The organism is Proteiniphilum sp. X52, assembly GCF_003712195.1.
GTDB lineage: Bacteria > Bacteroidota > Bacteroidia > Bacteroidales > Dysgonomonadaceae > Proteiniphilum.
In genome coordinates this window covers 95,241-111,585 of record NZ_RDSD01000007.1, presented here as the reverse complement: position 1 = coordinate 111,585, position 16,345 = coordinate 95,241, and the positions used below count along the sequence as shown (strand labels likewise).

Annotated in this window: 12 protein-coding genes; 10 read left to right on the top strand and 2 right to left on the bottom strand. The window is 47.8% G+C overall.

Translation table 11 applies throughout. The features are described 5' to 3' along the window. The first annotated feature begins 149 nt into the window (after window positions 1-149). The 4 genes from D7D25_RS07700 to gcvP all read left to right on the top strand — a co-directional run bounded on the left by D7D25_RS07700 (window position 150) and on the right by gcvP (window position 5,472). A complete protein-coding gene (locus tag D7D25_RS07700) occupies window positions 150-1,055 on the top strand; it encodes an RsiV family protein (RefSeq protein WP_148038882.1) in 906 nt (301 codons plus the stop codon). Beyond that, complete coding sequence (rsmG, locus tag D7D25_RS07695) at window positions 1,055-1,678, top strand: 16S rRNA (guanine(527)-N(7))-methyltransferase RsmG (RefSeq protein WP_122968393.1); 624 nt, start codon at window positions 1,055-1,057, stop codon at window positions 1,676-1,678. The genes D7D25_RS07700 and rsmG overlap by 1 nt, the downstream gene beginning before the upstream one ends. Window positions 1,679-1,857: 179 nt before the next feature. After that, window positions 1,858-2,505, top strand: a complete 648-nt coding sequence (locus D7D25_RS07690) for an MBL fold metallo-hydrolase (protein WP_122968392.1) — start codon at window positions 1,858-1,860, stop codon at window positions 2,503-2,505. A 117-nt stretch (window positions 2,506-2,622) separates the two neighbouring features. Further along, window positions 2,623-5,472: an aminomethyl-transferring glycine dehydrogenase gene (gcvP, locus tag D7D25_RS07685; RefSeq protein ID WP_122968450.1), complete on the top strand. Its 2,850-nt coding sequence runs from the start codon at window positions 2,623-2,625 to the stop codon at window positions 5,470-5,472. 141 nt (window positions 5,473-5,613) lie between these two features. On the opposite strand, the gene D7D25_RS07680 is transcribed toward gcvP, so the two are convergent. Together D7D25_RS07680 and D7D25_RS07675 are read right to left on the bottom strand one after the other, a co-directional pair. Next, window positions 5,614-8,529 (bottom strand): pitrilysin family protein, encoded by a 2,916-nt coding sequence (locus tag D7D25_RS07680; protein ID WP_122968391.1) that lies wholly within the window; start codon window positions 8,527-8,529, stop codon window positions 5,614-5,616. A 190-nt stretch (window positions 8,530-8,719) separates the two neighbouring features. Continuing rightward, window positions 8,720-9,322 carry a hypothetical protein gene (locus D7D25_RS07675; RefSeq protein ID WP_122968390.1) on the bottom strand — a complete coding sequence of 201 codons (603 nt, stop codon included), beginning with the start codon at window positions 9,320-9,322 and terminating at the stop codon, window positions 8,720-8,722. Between the two features lie 323 nt (window positions 9,323-9,645). On the opposite strand from D7D25_RS07675, the gene D7D25_RS07670 reads away from it, so the two are divergent. From D7D25_RS07670 to panB, 6 genes are all read left to right on the top strand, one after another. Beyond that, the gene (locus tag D7D25_RS07670) at window positions 9,646-10,491 is read left to right on the top strand and encodes a DUF4382 domain-containing protein (protein WP_122968389.1); all 846 of its coding nucleotides are present in this window, start codon (window positions 9,646-9,648) and stop codon (window positions 10,489-10,491) included. Between the two features lie 215 nt (window positions 10,492-10,706). Beyond that, window positions 10,707-11,219, top strand: a complete 513-nt coding sequence (locus D7D25_RS07665) for an SPOR domain-containing protein (protein WP_122968388.1) — start codon at window positions 10,707-10,709, stop codon at window positions 11,217-11,219. A gap of 114 nt (window positions 11,220-11,333) precedes the next feature. Then, a complete protein-coding gene (locus D7D25_RS07660) occupies window positions 11,334-12,092 on the top strand; it encodes an MBL fold metallo-hydrolase (protein ID WP_122968387.1) in 759 nt (252 codons plus the stop codon). 222 nt (window positions 12,093-12,314) lie between these two features. Then, on the top strand, window positions 12,315-13,670 hold the full coding sequence (locus D7D25_RS07655; protein WP_148038881.1) for a hypothetical protein: 1,356 nt from the start codon (window positions 12,315-12,317) through the stop codon (window positions 13,668-13,670). Window positions 13,671-13,700: 30 nt separating this feature from the next. Further along, window positions 13,701-15,278: an OmpP1/FadL family transporter gene (locus D7D25_RS07650; RefSeq protein ID WP_122968385.1), complete on the top strand. Its 1,578-nt coding sequence runs from the start codon at window positions 13,701-13,703 to the stop codon at window positions 15,276-15,278. Between the two features lie 192 nt (window positions 15,279-15,470). Next, window positions 15,471-16,307 (top strand): 3-methyl-2-oxobutanoate hydroxymethyltransferase, encoded by an 837-nt coding sequence (gene panB / locus D7D25_RS07645; protein ID WP_122968384.1) that lies wholly within the window; start codon window positions 15,471-15,473, stop codon window positions 16,305-16,307. Window positions 16,308-16,345 lie beyond the last annotated feature (38 nt).

Sequence of the window (16,345 nt, the reverse complement as noted above, 5' to 3'; positions counted from 1 at the left end):
GTCGAAATTCCCAGGATTGACGAATTTCTGACCGATAAACGAGGATGCGGGTTGACCGTATCCTCATCTATTTGTAAAAAGTGGAAGACGGCAAGGCTATTCCCGATAAAATATGTATTTTTGTGCCTGTTATTTTAAAGTCTTTCGTTATGGGGATGTATCATAGAATGTGGGCTGTCTTGCCATCCCTGGTGGCATTGCTGTTTTTCATCTCCTGCAACCAGCAGGGAGGCAGGAGCATGTTCAGAGCGGAGAATGACGTTGACTTCGATACTGTCAACCTGGTTGCCCGGCACCATCTCGACGGGGATACGGCAAATCCTTATTGTAACATAGAGGTGGATTTCATTTATCCCGTCAGCAGCGGTAAAATGAATCTTGACATGTTACAGCAATTCTTTATCCGCAATACGTTCGGTGCGCCGTATGATACTTTGGCGCCGCCTGATGCCATACAGGCTTATGTGCGGAATTACATCGAAAACTACACCGCCGATGCACAAACATACCGGGAAAGTGCGGATGAAATCCGTGAACTTAACAATCTCATCACAGGTGTCGATGTCGCCGACAGTGAGCATTATACCCAAGCTTTTTTCTATTCCTACTATGAAAGTCTCTCCGATTCCATTGTGTACAATTATCACGGAGTCCTCGCGTTCCAGGTGAAACAATCCAATAACAAGGGTGGGGCGGCATCTTACGACTCCTACCGCAATTATGTGTTGAACCTGAATACAGGCAGACAAGTCACCGAGAATGATATCTTTAATGCCGGATACGATACCGCTCTTCAGCGTCTTATTATCGCGTCTCTACTGCAACAGAGTGGCGCAGAAAGCGTGGAAGAACTGGAAGATCTCGGTTTCTTCGGCGTGCGTGAGATTGTGCCTAACCAGAACTTTTTACTGACCGATAAAGGGATTGTTTATACCTATAACAAGGGTGAATATTCGGCTTACCAATTGGACGCGCCGCAGGTCTTTATCCCTTACGAGATGATATTCCCCCTGTTGAGGGAAAACAGTATTGCCGTTAAATTAGCCGATTTATAGTGAAGAGCATTGAAACCTATTTTCCGTCGCTTACCGCTCAGCAGAAGCAGCAGTTCGAAGCACTGTCCGATCTCTATGCCGGCTGGAATGCCAAAATCAATGTGATCTCCCGGAAGGATATCCATAATCTCTATCCGCATCACGTGCTGCACTCTCTGGCTATTGCACGGTATGTCCGCTTTACTCCGGGTACCACCATTATGGATGTGGGCACGGGAGGTGGATTTCCGGGTATCCCGCTGGCCATTTTTTTCCCTGATGTGCGGTTTGTGCTGCTTGACAGTGTCGGCAAGAAAGTGATGGTTGCGAAAGAGATCTCCGACGCGGTGGGGTTGAAGAATATAGAAGCAGTGCACGCGCGTGTGGAGGCTGAAAAAAGGAAATTCCATTTTATTGTCAGCCGGGCGGTGATGCCGCTGCCCCAACTGGTCAGGATCGCAAGTAAAAATATTTCCTCGGAACAGATGAACGCCTTGCCTAATGGACTTATCTGCCTGAAAGGGGGAGACCTTACGGCGGAGTTGCATCCTTTCCGACGGGTCGCCGAGTTGGTTTCTTTGTCGGATTACTTCTCCGAACCCTTCTTCCAGACAAAAAAACTGGTGTATGTCCCGTTAAGTTGAATTGCACTTTGGCATGTGGAAATTAACAATCGGGGAGTGAAGGCGACTCAAAACGACGAATGTAATATAGAATGATTCCTCCCTATTTTCTGTAAATCCAAAAGAAAGCGTTATTTTTGTGCTAAATGAAAATACCACGGGAAAAGGTATGGATTCTTTCCCTATAAGAATGTGGCAAGATGAATATAAAAACATTTGAATTCAATCCGTTGGGAGTAAACACATACGTGTTGTCTGACGAGACCAGGGAGTGTGTCGTAATTGACCCCGCCTCTTTTTATCCCGATGAAAAAGAGTTGTTACTCAGTTATTTGATCGACAATAACTTTAAGGTGAGGCATCTGTTGAATACTCATCTGCATTTTGATCATATATTTGGGATCAATCTGCTCGCCTCTGAATTCGGGCTTAAGGTGCAATGCCATCGCGACGACCTCTTCCTGTTGGAGGATATAGCGGCACAGATGCAGCTGTTCGGGTTGCCGGGCGGTAACGCCGATTTCAGGCCGGAGATCGGTAATTATTTGAACCAAGGCGATATGATCACTTTCGGGAACCAATCGCTCAAAGTGTTTCATACTCCCGGACATTCGCCCGGCAGTGTGGTATTCTATCACGAAGCGGAGGGTTGTGTTTTCAGCGGCGACCTGCTCTTTTATGCCGGCGTGGGAAGGACAGACCTGCCGCGGGGAAGCTACGAGGATCTGGTAAACAGTATTGAAACCAAGATGTTTACCCTTCCCGACAGTACGTTGGTCTATTCCGGACACGGCCCTGCCACCACCATCGGATTTGAAAAAAAGAATAACCCTTTCGTCGGGAAATAAAAATATAGGCGGTGGAGGCAATTATCCCCCGGCCGATTTTTTCACGTGCAATTTTTTCACGTGTCCTGAAGAGAAAAAAGATTAATAATAAGAAATTTACCCTTAGCGCGTGTTATGATAAAAATGGAACAATTTAAAAACCGGCATATCGGTATTACCGAGGCCGATAAACAGAAAATGCTCGAAGCCATCGACCTCTCGTCAATGGATGAACTCATCGATCAGACAATCCCTTCAGATATCCGTTTGACGGAACCTCTTTCTTTACCCAGGGCATTGTCGGAACACGAGTATGCTGAAGAGATTGCTCATATTGCATCGCTGAATCAGATCCACACTTCTTATATCGGTATGGGTTGGTATGATACCGTCACTCCCGCGGTGATTTACCGGAACGTGTTTGAAAATCCGGTATGGTACACCTCTTATACACCCTATCAGGCTGAGATATCGCAGGGACGGCTGGAGGCACTGCTTAACTTTCAAACGGTAGTAAGCGAACTTACCGCATTGCCGCTGGCTAACAGTTCGCTGTTGGATGAAGCGACCGCCGCTGCCGAAGCAGCCACGATGATGTACGGGTTGCGCGGCCGTGAGCAGGTGAAAAACGGGGTGGAAACGCTGTTTGTGGATGAGAACATCTTTCCTCAAACATTAGCAGTGCTTAAGACGCGGATGTATTATGCGGGAATAGAGGTGGTTGTCGGTGATTATAAAACTGTCACTTTCGATAAACCCTTTTTTGGCGCTATCATTCAATATCCCAATAGCGACGGAAATGTGGAGGATTATACCGACTTCACTGAAAGGGCGTGCAAGGTTGAGTGCAAGGTGGCTGTGGCCACCGATCTGATGGCGCTCACATTGCTTGTCCCTCCGGGTGAATGGGGTGCCGACATAGCTTTCGGAAGCAGCCAGCGTTTCGGTATCCCCATGTTTTACGGGGGGCCGTCCGCCGCGTTCTTTGCCACCCGCGATGAGTACAAACGCTTCATGCCCGGGCGTATCATCGGCATCTCCAAAGATGCCTACGGCAGGGAGGCGCTTCGCATGGCGCTACAGACGCGCGAACAACATATCAAACGTGAAAAAGCCACTTCCAACATCTGTACGGCGCAGGCTTTGCTGGCTACTATGTCTTCCTTCTACGCCGTCTACCATGGACCGGAAGGTCTCAAAAATATTGCCCGCCGCATTCACTCCATCGCCTCCCATGTAAGTGAGGAATTGAAGGAGATGGGTTATAAGCAATTGAACAGCAGCTATTTTGACACGCTCAAGATCCGTCTGCCCGAGGGCATATCGGTACAGGATATCCGTGATAATGCCGAAATACGCAGTATCAACCTGCGTTACTTCGAAAGTGGCGAGGTAGGGATCAGTATCGATGAAACTACCAATCCTTACCGGGTACATGAACTGCTGGCAGCATTCGCGATGGCGGCAGGCAGTTCGAAGGTTTACCTGCTCGAAGAGTTACCCGCGAAGAGCACCTTGAAAGAGTCACAACTCAGGAAATCTGATTTCCTTGCTCATCCCACTTTCAACAGTTATCACACCGAGACGGAACTGATGCGTTATATCAAGCGGCTCGAACGGAAAGATATCTCGCTGGCACATTCCATGATCTCACTCGGCTCATGTACCATGAAGCTGAATGCGGCCTCTGAATTGTTGCCGTTGGGACTTGCCGGCTTTCAGCGCATCCATCCCTTCGCACCGTTGGAACAGGTGGCAGGATATACGCAGATGATCAGTGAACTGGAAGAGATGCTGGCTCAGATCACAGGATTCGCCGCCACCAGCCTTCAACCCAATTCGGGAGCGGCAGGTGAATATGCCGGACTGATCACCATTGCCGGCTATCTCGAAAGCAATGGCGAAGGACATCGCAAGGTGGTGCTGATCCCCGCGTCGGCGCATGGAACCAATCCCGCCAGCGCGGTACAGGCCGGATTTAAGCCGGTGACGGTTGCCAGCGATGCCAACGGCAATGTGGATATGGATGATCTGCGGGCCAAAGTAGATCAGTACAAAAACGACCTGGCAGCCTATATGATCACCTATCCGTCGACGCATGGCATCTTCGAGACGGAAATCAGGGAGATGTGCCGTCTGATCCACGAAGCGGGCGGACAGGTTTATATGGACGGCGCCAATATGAACGCGCAGGTGGGATTGACCAATCCCGGCACTATCGGTGCCGATGTGTGCCATCTCAACCTGCATAAAACATTCGCCATTCCGCATGGAGGAGGAGGACCCGGTGTGGGGCCTATCTGCGTGGCCGAACACCTTGTGCCTTTCCTGCCCGGACATCCGGTGACTATGTCGACCGACAAGAACACTGTTTCGGGTGCAGCTTACGGTAGTGCGGGCGTGACAGAAATCACCTATGCCTATATCCGTATGATGGGAGCTGAAGGTCTGAAAGAAGCTACTGAAGCCGCTATCCTTAACGCGAATTATGTGGCGGAGAAGCTGAAGGACTCTTACGGTATTGTATATCGGGGTGCCAGAGGCAGGGTGGGGCATGAGCTGATTCTTGAGTGCCGCGGCCTGAAGGAGGTGTCGGGCATCACCGAAACCGATATTGCCAAACGCTTGATTGACTACGGTTACCACGCCCCCACGCTCTCTTTCCCAGTGCATGGCACGCTTATGGTGGAACCCACGGAAAGTGAAAGTTTGGCCGAACTGGATCGTTTTGTGGAAGTGATGAACCAGATCCACGAAGAGATCATAGAGGTTTCGCGGGGTGAATACCCGGCGCAGGATAATGTGCTGGTGAATGCGCCGCACCCCCAATATGAGATCACTGCCGACGAGTGGAAGCATGCTTATCCTCGTAGTAAAGCTGCTTACCCGCTGCCGTTCGTGGCCGACAACAAGTTCTGGGTCAATGTAGCCCGTGTGGACAATGCCTATGGCGACCGGAATCTGGTCTCTTGTCTCTGTCGGCAATGAATATCTTGCAGCGAGAAGTGAAAATTGTCCCTCCATGATACCCGGCCGCTTTGTCAACACTTTGTCATAAACCCGAAGACAGAAGGGGCTGCCCGTAGGGACAGCCTCCTGTTTTATCTGCACGTAAACCGTGGCGGTATGTCAAAAGCCGAAAATATCCTCCTGTGAGAGCCGTATGAGAGGACCATAGGTCTCGAGTTGTTGCAGGTCGAGTTCTTCCTCGTTGCCCAGGATGCAGTAAGCATAGGTGCGGTTCTTGACCCATTTTTCCTGGAATGCTTTCACATTGGACAGTGTCATGCTTTGTGCTTGTTGATATAGTTCTTTCCGCCTGTCGGTATTTAATCCGAGATCCTGCGCGTTGACATAAGCCCAGAGTATATTTTCCTTGGTGATGCGATCGGTACGCAGCCGGGTGATCAGGCCCTCTTTTGCCAGATTAAAGGCATTTTCCGATTCGGGCATCTCATCCAGTATCTGGTGGAATGCTTTCAGCGCATCGTCCATCTTATCGTTCTGCGTGGCAATAAAAGCCCGTAAGATATAGGGGCGATTCAGTTTCGAGGGAGACATCAGGTAGGCATAGGCCGAATAGGCAAGGCCGCGCGATTCCCGCATCTCCTGAAATACAATGGAGTTCATGTTGCCGCTGAAGTATTCATTGTACATCTCCCGGATAGGCTCGATGGCCGGATCGTATACAATCCCGTCATTGGCCACCATTGCCATATATATCTGTTTGGCGTCGTATTTGGCGAGGTATACCTTCTTCTCCCTTATCGGCTCCTGTTTGAAGCGGTCGTCTTTCGGTACGGGAGTCAGGGTATCGGGAACACGGTGCAATTTATCGAGAGTGCTAAGGAATTGGCTCTCGCTGTCCGGCCCGTAATAGAGGATGCGATGTTCAAAATGATTGAGTCGCCTGATCCTTGCCACCAGTTCTTCGGGATCCATGGTATTGAGCTCTGCCTCGGAAAGGACATTCTTGTCGGGTGAATCCGGCCCCCAGATGGCGTAGTGCAATAATTTGTTGAAGTTCTGACCCTGATTCAGTTTTGCATCGTTACGCTTTTTAAGGATATCTTCAGTCAGGTTGGCATAGGCCTCGGGATTCACCTGGGCGTCGGCCAGCAGTTCTTCAAAGAGGTCCAACGCTTGGTTCATGTTTTCAGCCAAACCGCTGAGCATAACATATACCCGTTCACTGCCGGGATATACTCCGAAAGAACATGCCAGGTTGTAAAATGCCGTTTTGATCTCTTCGGGCGATTTGGTCGAAGTGCCGAGATATCTCATGTATTCGAACGCCGTACCGATGGCTTTATCGGTATTATTCCCCATGTCGAAGACATAGATCAGGCTGAAAAGGCCGTTGTTCACATTTTGTTTATACAGTACGGGGATATCTGATCTGGCTTCCAGCTTCTTCAGGTCTTTTTCAAAATCGAGAAATACCGGTTCGATGGGTTTCACTTCCGACTGTTGTACCCCGAGTAGGAATTGACTGCGGGCATCGCGGTTCATCACGATAGGGGTGATCTGCGGCTTGGCGATCTTCAGCTCGTTGGGATCCTTGCCTTCGCGTTTGTAGATCACAGCGTAATTCTCTTTAAAATAGGCATTGGCAAAATTAACCACATCTTGTTTTGTGATCCGTGCGAGGCGGTCTAAACGGTCGACTTGGTCTTTCCAGTCCAGTCGGTTGATAAAAGTGCTCACGAACCAGTTGGCACGCCCCGCATTACTCTCTATCCGTCGCATCTGGCTTAATTTCAGGTTGTTGACCGATGCGGAGATAAGTTCTTCCGAAAATTCCCCCTTCTTCAGTTTATCGATCTGTCCTAACAGTAAATCGCGGGCTTCCTCCAGCGTTTGTCCCTGTTTGGGATGGGCACCCATGACGAATGCGCAGTAATCGCTCATGCTGTAAAGCCCGGCATAAGCCGAGAGCACTTTTTGTTGCTGGATCAGGTTCAGGTCGACAAGGCCTGCCTGTCCGTTGTTCATGATCAGGCTGATGATGTCGAGCAGGTCTTTCTCCTGGCTTGCCGATCCGGGGAAGCGCCAACCCAGCGAAACGTTGGCCGCTTCCAAGCCGAGCACTTCAACCGAGACCGGTTCCGTAGCTTCTTGTGCATGAGTGACAGGCAGAGGTGGCAGGTTCCTGTTGGGTTTCATGCCGCCGAAATGGGTGTCGATGATCCTGATCATCTCATCAGGATCGAAATCACCGGCAAGGCAGACAGCCATATTATTGGGTACATAATAGGTTTTGTAATACTCCTTGATGTTGGTGATGGAAGGATTTTTCAAGTGCTCCTGCGACCCCAGCACTGTTTGGGTGCCATAGGGGTGGTGGGGAAAGAGCGTGGCCAGCATTTTTTCATAGACTTTGCGACCGTCTTGCGTGAGCGACATGTTTTTCTCTTCATACACGGTTTCGAGCTCGGTATGGAATCCCCGGATCACACTGTTCTGAAAACGTTCCGCCTGTATCTTCGCCCAGTTCTCCACCTGGTTCGATGGAATGTCGTCTGTGTAGACGGTCATGTCGAAACCGGTGTAGGCATTGGTTCCCGTGGCCCCGATAGCCGACATCAGTTTATCATACTCGTTGGGAATAGCCAGTTTCGACGCTTCGTACGAAACACTGTCTATCTGCTGGTAAATAGCTCTACGTGCATCTTCATCCGTGGTGTTGCGATATACTTCGAAGAGACGTTCGATTTCGTCGAGCAGCGGCTTTTCCCTCTCATAATCCAGTGTGCCGAATTTATCGGTTCCTTTAAACATGAGATGTTCAAAATAATGTGCCAGCCCGGTTGTCTCGGCAGGGTCATTTTTACCCCCTACGCGGACAGCAATAAAGGTTTGTATGCGAGGTGTTTCCCGGTTCACACTCATATACACTTTCAGTCCGTTGTCCAGCGTATAAATACGCGTGTTGATCGGATCATTGGGAACGCTTTCGTAGCTGTACGATACGTTCTGCGCCAAAAGAGTTGTAGCGAAAAAAAGCGCAACAACCGACGCGAAGAGTTTTGCTGATTTTTTCATTGGCTTAAATTTTTAATGAATTCTCTAATAGATTTTCTTCCCTGTTATTTTTTGAAAGAAATACGATTGTGTCGTACAAAGATAGATGAAGTTTTTGCTGAATGTATAAATATTACGAAATAAAAAGACAGTTATATAGGAGATCGATCTGATTGTTTTGATGTTGCTGAAATTTTCAGGCTATACTTTTTCACATTAAATCCGGCAGATTTCCCTGTTCGAAAATCACCAGGGGAGAGTTCACCACGTCTTTCTGGAACAGCCGGATGGTTGTATCGTCAACTTTCGTGAGGAGCACTTTCACCCGATTTTCCATCACGTCGGGATAGGCACCGGCAAAACGGCTCATCAGTGGATGATCTTCAGGGATAGTGTTGTTCATCAGAAAAGCGTCGATACGATCCATCACCCGCATCATCTGGCGGTAGGAATATTCTACGGTCTCCACCTTAAAGTTGTCCGTTCCGAGGATCTCCGACAGACGTTTTTTGTGTTCCTCCCGGTTGCCGGTTACCGCAACCACAAACATGCCGTTGTTATTGATAAAAGCCCCACCGTAATATTCCGGATAGAGAGTGGGATCGGCTTCCCTTTCCATCCAATCGTCGCCGAAGGAAGCCAACAGGCGGTCGAACAATTCTTCGGGGGATTGCTGCGGTGGAATACTTGAATTCTCGGTTTCAGATTGGGAAACGTTGTTCCCGTCATTCTTTTTACGCTGTTGATCGCATGCCGTCATAAAAAAAATCACCAGAAAAGAAATAAAAAAGAGGAATGTGTCAGTTTTCTTCATAAGATTGTTGAACTTGGAACTTGGAACTTGGAACTTAGAACTTAGAACTTAGAACTTGAAATTTAGAATTTAGAATTTAGAATTTAGAACTTGGAACTGGAAAGTGAAGAAATTTAAAAGTCTTGGTTCTTGGCTCTTGAATCTTGGTTCTAATATTTACTTTCACTTTTAGATTCCCACTTTTCCACTTTCCCCATTCATATAACAGATATGAAAAAGATTTGTTTTTGGGAAATTCATGAAAATTAATTGTTTTTTGTGGCCTCGGGATGGGGATTTGTGTAATTTTGTGGTTCAAGTATCATTAAAAAGGAGTTGACAATATGCGCCACAGGCCTTTTCGATATATTCTGCTCACCACAGTGCTTTTATTTTCATTTTCATGGCAGGCATGTGAGAGTGACGATCCCAGCGCCAATGCTTCCCGCCTGCGTCTCAAATTGACGGATGCTGCTTCACTGGTAATAAAGGAATTTTACGTGGATATCAGGGAGGTGTCAGTTTTTCTGGTGGATACTGCCAGTCAGGAAGGGAAGTGGGTCTCCCTTAAGTTTTCCGGAAGCAGATATGATGTTCTTAAGCTAAGGAATGGGAAAACAGTGCAATTGGTAGATCAATATGTCCCCGCAGGTACGGAATTACAGCAAATCAAATTGGTATTTGGAAATGACAATCTGCTAAGAACCAATACCGACTCGATCATACCGTTGCATATCCCCTCTGAACTGGAAGAAGGAGTGATTATTGATGCTGTGAAAATGGAAATGCGGCTCAACACTATCTCCAGTATGGTGATCGACCTCAATGCCGCCCTTTCCGTGGTGAAGACGGAAAAGGGTGACAATTATCTCTATCCGGTGGCAAGAGCTTTTCCCGAGGTCTTTGGTGGAAAATTGCGGGGGTATGTGGCCCCTCTTGAAGCCAATCCATACGTGAAAGTCATACAGGAAAAGGATACTTTTCTCTCCCTTCCCGAGAGGGAAAATCTCGGCGACCAAATGCTCATGTTCCAGTTTATGGGGTTAAAAGAGGGCGATTGGGAAGTACACTTTGTTCCCGATCCGCAGGCGAACTTCAGCGATACGGTAGTCGTCGTCACCGTTAAACAGGGAGAGACCTTCAACATCCCTACCAAACCGATCCGGTTAAAGCGTCTGTCAGGGGAGTGATTTAATTTATTTTCACACAGACAAAGGTGCAATCATAGGCATCTTTATTATCTTTGTTGCAAGATTTCGTGATAATACAAAATTATACACGAATAGCGAGTTGATTTGAGAAATGAACTATTTCGTTAAGCAACGGCGGAAACAAAGTTTGCTTTGATTATGCGATCACAGAAATAGTCTAAAGGTAATTGAACAATTTAATAAAGCGAACAGGCATGAAAAAAATCCATTACGCATTGGTTTTAGTAACCCTGCTGCTTCTCGGGGTATCCTGCAAACCCAAGCAAAGCGCTTATAAACAAGTGTATGAAGCAGCCAAAGAAAGAGAAATGCAACAAACTGCGTCTCAGCCCACCACAGTGGTAAAAGATGCCAGTCCCCTTCCTCCTGTAGAGGTTTCGGTAAGAAAAGAGAAGGTGGAACCGGTTTATCCGACCGATGCCGCGGGATTGAAGAAATTTAGTGTGGTGATCGCCTCACTGAGTGTGAAGTTGAACGCCGAGTCATTGAAAAATCGCATGGAGAATGAAGGACATTCGGTAATCCTGGCACAGAATGAACAAGGGATGTACCGCGTGATCGTTGCCAGCTATGATGACAAGGCACAAGCGGCAGCCAGACGCGATGAGATATACCGCGCTTACTCGGCCAAAGGAGATACGGAATACCTGAAAAGAACCTACGGAGTGCCTTTCAACGATCTTTGGATTTTGGAAAGAGAATATTGATCTTTTGGCTTTACACTTTATATTCACTCCTGCTTTGTATTGAATTGATATAATATACAAACCGAAAGCTGCCCATTTCAGAGAATGAGGCGGCTTTTTTCTTAAACTTGTCATATGAAAGTGAGATTTCTGGGTACGGGTACCTCCACCGGTGTCCCGCAAATCGGATGCGGATGTGAAGTCTGCCATTCAGCTGACCCGAGGGACAGGCGACTCCGCACATCGGTGAGGATCGAGATTGATCACAAAATGCTGATGATCGACTGCTCACCCGACTTCAGACAGCAGATGCTACCCTTCCCGCTCGAAAAAATAGATGGGATCCTCCTCACGCATGAGCATTATGATCACGTGGGAGGAATTGATGATTTACGTCCGTTCTCCGTTTTCGGGCCGGTGGACCTCTATATGGAGCGACGTCTGGAGAAGGCTCTCAGAGAGAGATTACCCTACTGTTTTGCGGAATATAAATACAGTGGAGTGCCCAACCTTACCGTCAGGCCGATCAGTGCCGACAAGGATTTTCAGATAGGAACAGTTACTGTGACCCCTATCCGGGTCATGCATTACAACTTGCCTATCCTGGGATTCCGGATACGGAATTTCGCATACCTGACTGATATGAAGTCGATGGAGGAAACTGAACTGAGGAAACTGGAAGATGTGGATACGCTGGTGGTGAGCGCACTCAGGAAAACAGAACATATTTCACACCAAACTTTGGATCAGGCATTGAAAATGATAGACAAGATAAAACCGAAAACCGCTTATCTGACACATATGAGCCATGAAATCGGCACCCATGCCAAAGTGGAGGAGGAACTCCCGCCACAGGTCTTTCTGGCATATGATGGTTTGGAAATATCAGTCTGATCAAACTGGCAGTTTTGTTTTTTTAACCTAAACGGGTGCAGCGTTTTTTTACCGTATACATCTTTATTGCGAGACATTTGCTATATTTGTGTATCAGTGTGCTTCGGAAGGGACCGAATAGACTTATTTGAGCGCACCTGTTTTTAAACTTTTCCGAAGTTTCTGAGTCATAGATGATGACAGATAAAATTATTTACAAACAAATATAAAGAGGGAGAAACGATGAAAACTATAAAAAACTTACTAACGGTTTTGCTGGTTGCTGTACCATTGTTCGGTTTCGCCCAGGAATGGGATGATATTTATGCTGATCCTACTCAAAAAGAACCGGTAACGGTTCAGAAGAAAGCCGAAGAACCGCAAAAGAAAAAAGTGGTGATCGTGCAGGGTGACGCGTCGCGCATGGAAGTGAGGGCCAACGGCAGGGATATCGATGAGTATAATCGTCGAGGTCGCGGCAACGTGTTAGCAACCGATACTGTCGATGAACAGGATCAGGATAATTATGAAGAGTATGCATACACCGACCGGATCGTCCGGTTCCATGATCCGGAATCGAGCATCAAGATCACCGGCGCGGATGAGGTGATTGTCTATGTGGGCGATGATCTCTATCGGAATTATAACCACCGCGGATGGAATACCCATATATACTATGGTATGGGATGGGGTTCCTCTTATTATCCTTGGTATGACCCATGGTACGATCCCTGGTATTATGGTTATGGCGGCTGGTACGGCTGGGGTAGTCCCTGGTATTATAGCAGATGGTACTCACCCTGGTATTACGGCTGGCATAGCCCGTGGTACTACAGCAGATGGTACTCACCGTGGTATTATGGCGGTTGGTATGATCCCTGGTATTATGGCGGATATTGGGGCGGCGGTTACCATCACGGCTTTTATGACGGATATTACAGCAGCCTGACCCATAACCGTACCGGAAGAAGTACCGGTACTTACAGAGGGAGTGCCGCGACCAATAGAAATGCCTCAATGGCAAATGTCTCGGGCAGGTCGTCAAGAAGTGGTACCCGTAGCGCTGTGTCAGGAAGAAATACTACGACCGCATCTTCTAGAAGTGCGGTTTCCGGAAGAAGTAGCGCCGGCGTGGGCAGAAGCAACGCTACTACTCCAAGAACAAGAATCGTCGATAGCTCAGGCAGAGTATATGATTCCAGAAATGGACAGGTAATCAACCGTTCGGCTACTACCGGCTCCAGGTCAAGTTCGATCGACCGGAATACCCAATCTACCCGCTCGTCAGATACATATAACAGCGGCCGAAGCTCATCGAGGAGTTACGAAAGAAATGCGGTTACTCCTTCAAGAAGCAGTTCGACTTATCAAAGAAGTACGACAACACCGTCGCGTTCCTCTTATCAAAGCACTCCCAGCCGGAGCAATGACAACTATTCAACCCCGTCGACAAGCAGTTCGACGACCCGGAGTTCTTCCACCTATTCCACGCCCAGCAGGAGCAGTTCTTCTTCCGGTTCCTTTGGAGGCGGTAGCAGTAGCGGGCGCAGTTCCAGTGGGAGTAGTGGAAGTAGCGGACGTAGTGGAGGTCGCAGATAAAATGGTGAAATAATTAAATGCTAAATCATTATGAAGAAGATCACTTATATTCTTTTTTCATTATTCGTGTTCACGGCACCCCTGTTTGCCCAGAGTGAGATCGACGCCTTGCGATTTTCACGGGAAGATCTCCACGGGACCGCCCGCGCTATGTCGATGGGGGGAGCCTTCGGCGCCTTGGGGGGCGACATGACCGGTGTCTCCGTTAATCCTGCCGGCATAGCAGTGTACCGTAGCTCCGAAGTGACGGGTACGATGAATCTGATGAAAGAGGGTTCGGTTGTGGGAGACCAGAAAGCCAATAGAACCGATTTCAACATAGATAATATCGGATTTGTGGGTTACTTCCCGTTGAGAAACGACGTGATGCCGCTGATCAACTTCGGATTCTCTTACAATAAGTTGAAATCGTTCGATAAAAAGGTTTCAGCGAGGGGAGACTCCCGGGGTACCCTGCTCGATTATATTTACAATGACTACCAGGGAAAATTGAATGATGGGATTATCAAGAGTCCGGATGACCTGAAATGGATTGAAAATGAGTATGACCCGTTCTTGTCACAGCCATGGTTGCCGGTGCTTGGACGTAATGCGTTCCTTCTTAATCCCGATCAGGGTGGGAGAAATCTTATTCCGTTGAATATGAAGGGAGAGAGAGCGTTCGCCGGGATCGACACGCGTGAAAGAGGTTATATAGATAATTATGATTTCACCGTGGGAACTACTATCAATCATGTGCTGAACCTCGGTGTGTCGCTTTCTATCAAGGACATATTTTATAGTCTCGATTCGCGTTTTGATGAAGATTTTAACGATGGTGGATACACCTTGAACAATTGGATGACTGTCAAAGGTGCGGGAGTGGGTGCCAAGGTGGGAGCGATCTACCGGCCGGTGCACTCTTTGCGGTTCGGCCTGGCTTGGCATACACCTACCTGGTATGCCTTGTCGGAGACTTATCAGGCCGAAATGCTGGAAAATATCGAATCATATCTCCCCTCTTATGACGTGGGTTATGAAGAAGGGGGTATCCATTCAGCCAACTTTTATAACGATTACGATTTGAAGACCCCCGGAAAGATAGTAGCCAGCGTGGCAACCGTCTTGGGTAATAATTTTATTGCCAGCCTGGATTATGAATTGGTGGATTACAGTAAGATGAAATTGAAGCTTCCTTCCAACTCTTCGAACGATCCTGCCTGGTATGATGGCGATAACGAAATCATTTCGAAGGATCACAAGATGGCATCGACCGTGAAAGCGGGGATGGAATACCGTATTACTCCCCAATTCTCCGGCCGGTTGGGATATGCATGGATGCAAAACCCTTATGATGCTGATCTGGTGAGACTCGGTGATGCGCTCATTGCCGGTTCAAATACTATACACCGTATAGAAGGCGACACTCATTACTTTACCGGAGGATTGGGATACCGTTTCAACAGGAATTTCTATCTTGATATGGCGATTGTCTATAAAACGCAAAAAGACGATCTCTATCCTTTCCCCAACTATTATATCAATGACGCGCTTGAAGTGGATGCGGCTCCCTTCTCCCTGAAAAACAATTCTATCAGAGGATTGCTTACTTTAGGGTACAGGTTTTAATAAATAATGAATTTCTGTCAAAAGAGGCCGGGACAATATTCAGTCTCGGCTTTTTTTGTCGCAGGTTAAAAGCATGGATGGATCCGCACATTTTGAAAACAGGTGGAAAATGTGAAAAGAATCTGTAAAAGCACTACCTTTGCCATAGAAAACGTGAGGCTCATTTTCAAGTAAACCATTAAAACTGTAAAGATGTCAGAAGATAAAAAAGGGTATCTTACCACTTCCAACCAAAAGAAAGTAACTACATACCGTTTGCGGGAGATGAAGCAACAGGGCGAAAAAATATCGATGCTCACAGCCTATGACTATTCCATGGCATCAGTGATCGATCAGGCCGGTGTGGATGTGATCTTGGTAGGGGATTCGGCTTCTAACGTGATGGCGGGAAACGTTACCACCTTGCCGATGACGGTAGAGCAGATGATTTATCATGGAAAGTCGGTGATGAACGCGGTAAAGCGGGCAATGGTAGTCGTGGATATGCCTTTCGGCAGTTATCAGGGAGATCCTTACCAGGCGGTTGGCAACGCGGTGAAGATCATGAAGGAGACGCAGGTCGATTGCCTGAAGTTGGAGGGAGGGAAAGAGATCCTTGAATCGATCAAGGCCATCCTGAATGCCGGTATTCCGGTAATGGGTCACCTGGGGCTGATGCCGCAATCGATTAACAAATACGGAACCTATGCCGTACGCGCCAAAGAAGAAGAGGAAGCCGCCAAGCTGATGGAGGATGCCCGTCTCTTACAGGAAATAGGATGCTGCTCCATCGTGTTGGAGAAAATTCCGGCAGGACTGGCAGGCAAAGTCACGGCCGAACTGGCTATCCCGACCATAGGGATTGGAGCAGGGGCTCAAGTGGACGGGCAGGTACTGGTGATGCATGATATGCTGGGATTGAATAAAGGTTTCTCACCCCGTTTCCTGCGCCGCTACGCCAATCTCTTTGATGAGATCACCGCTGCTGTCCAGCAATACATAAGCGATGTCAAATCAAGCGATTTTCCTTCGGTAGAAGAGAGTTATTGATCGGCGAAGGTGGATTTTCTTCACTTTTCACTCTTCAT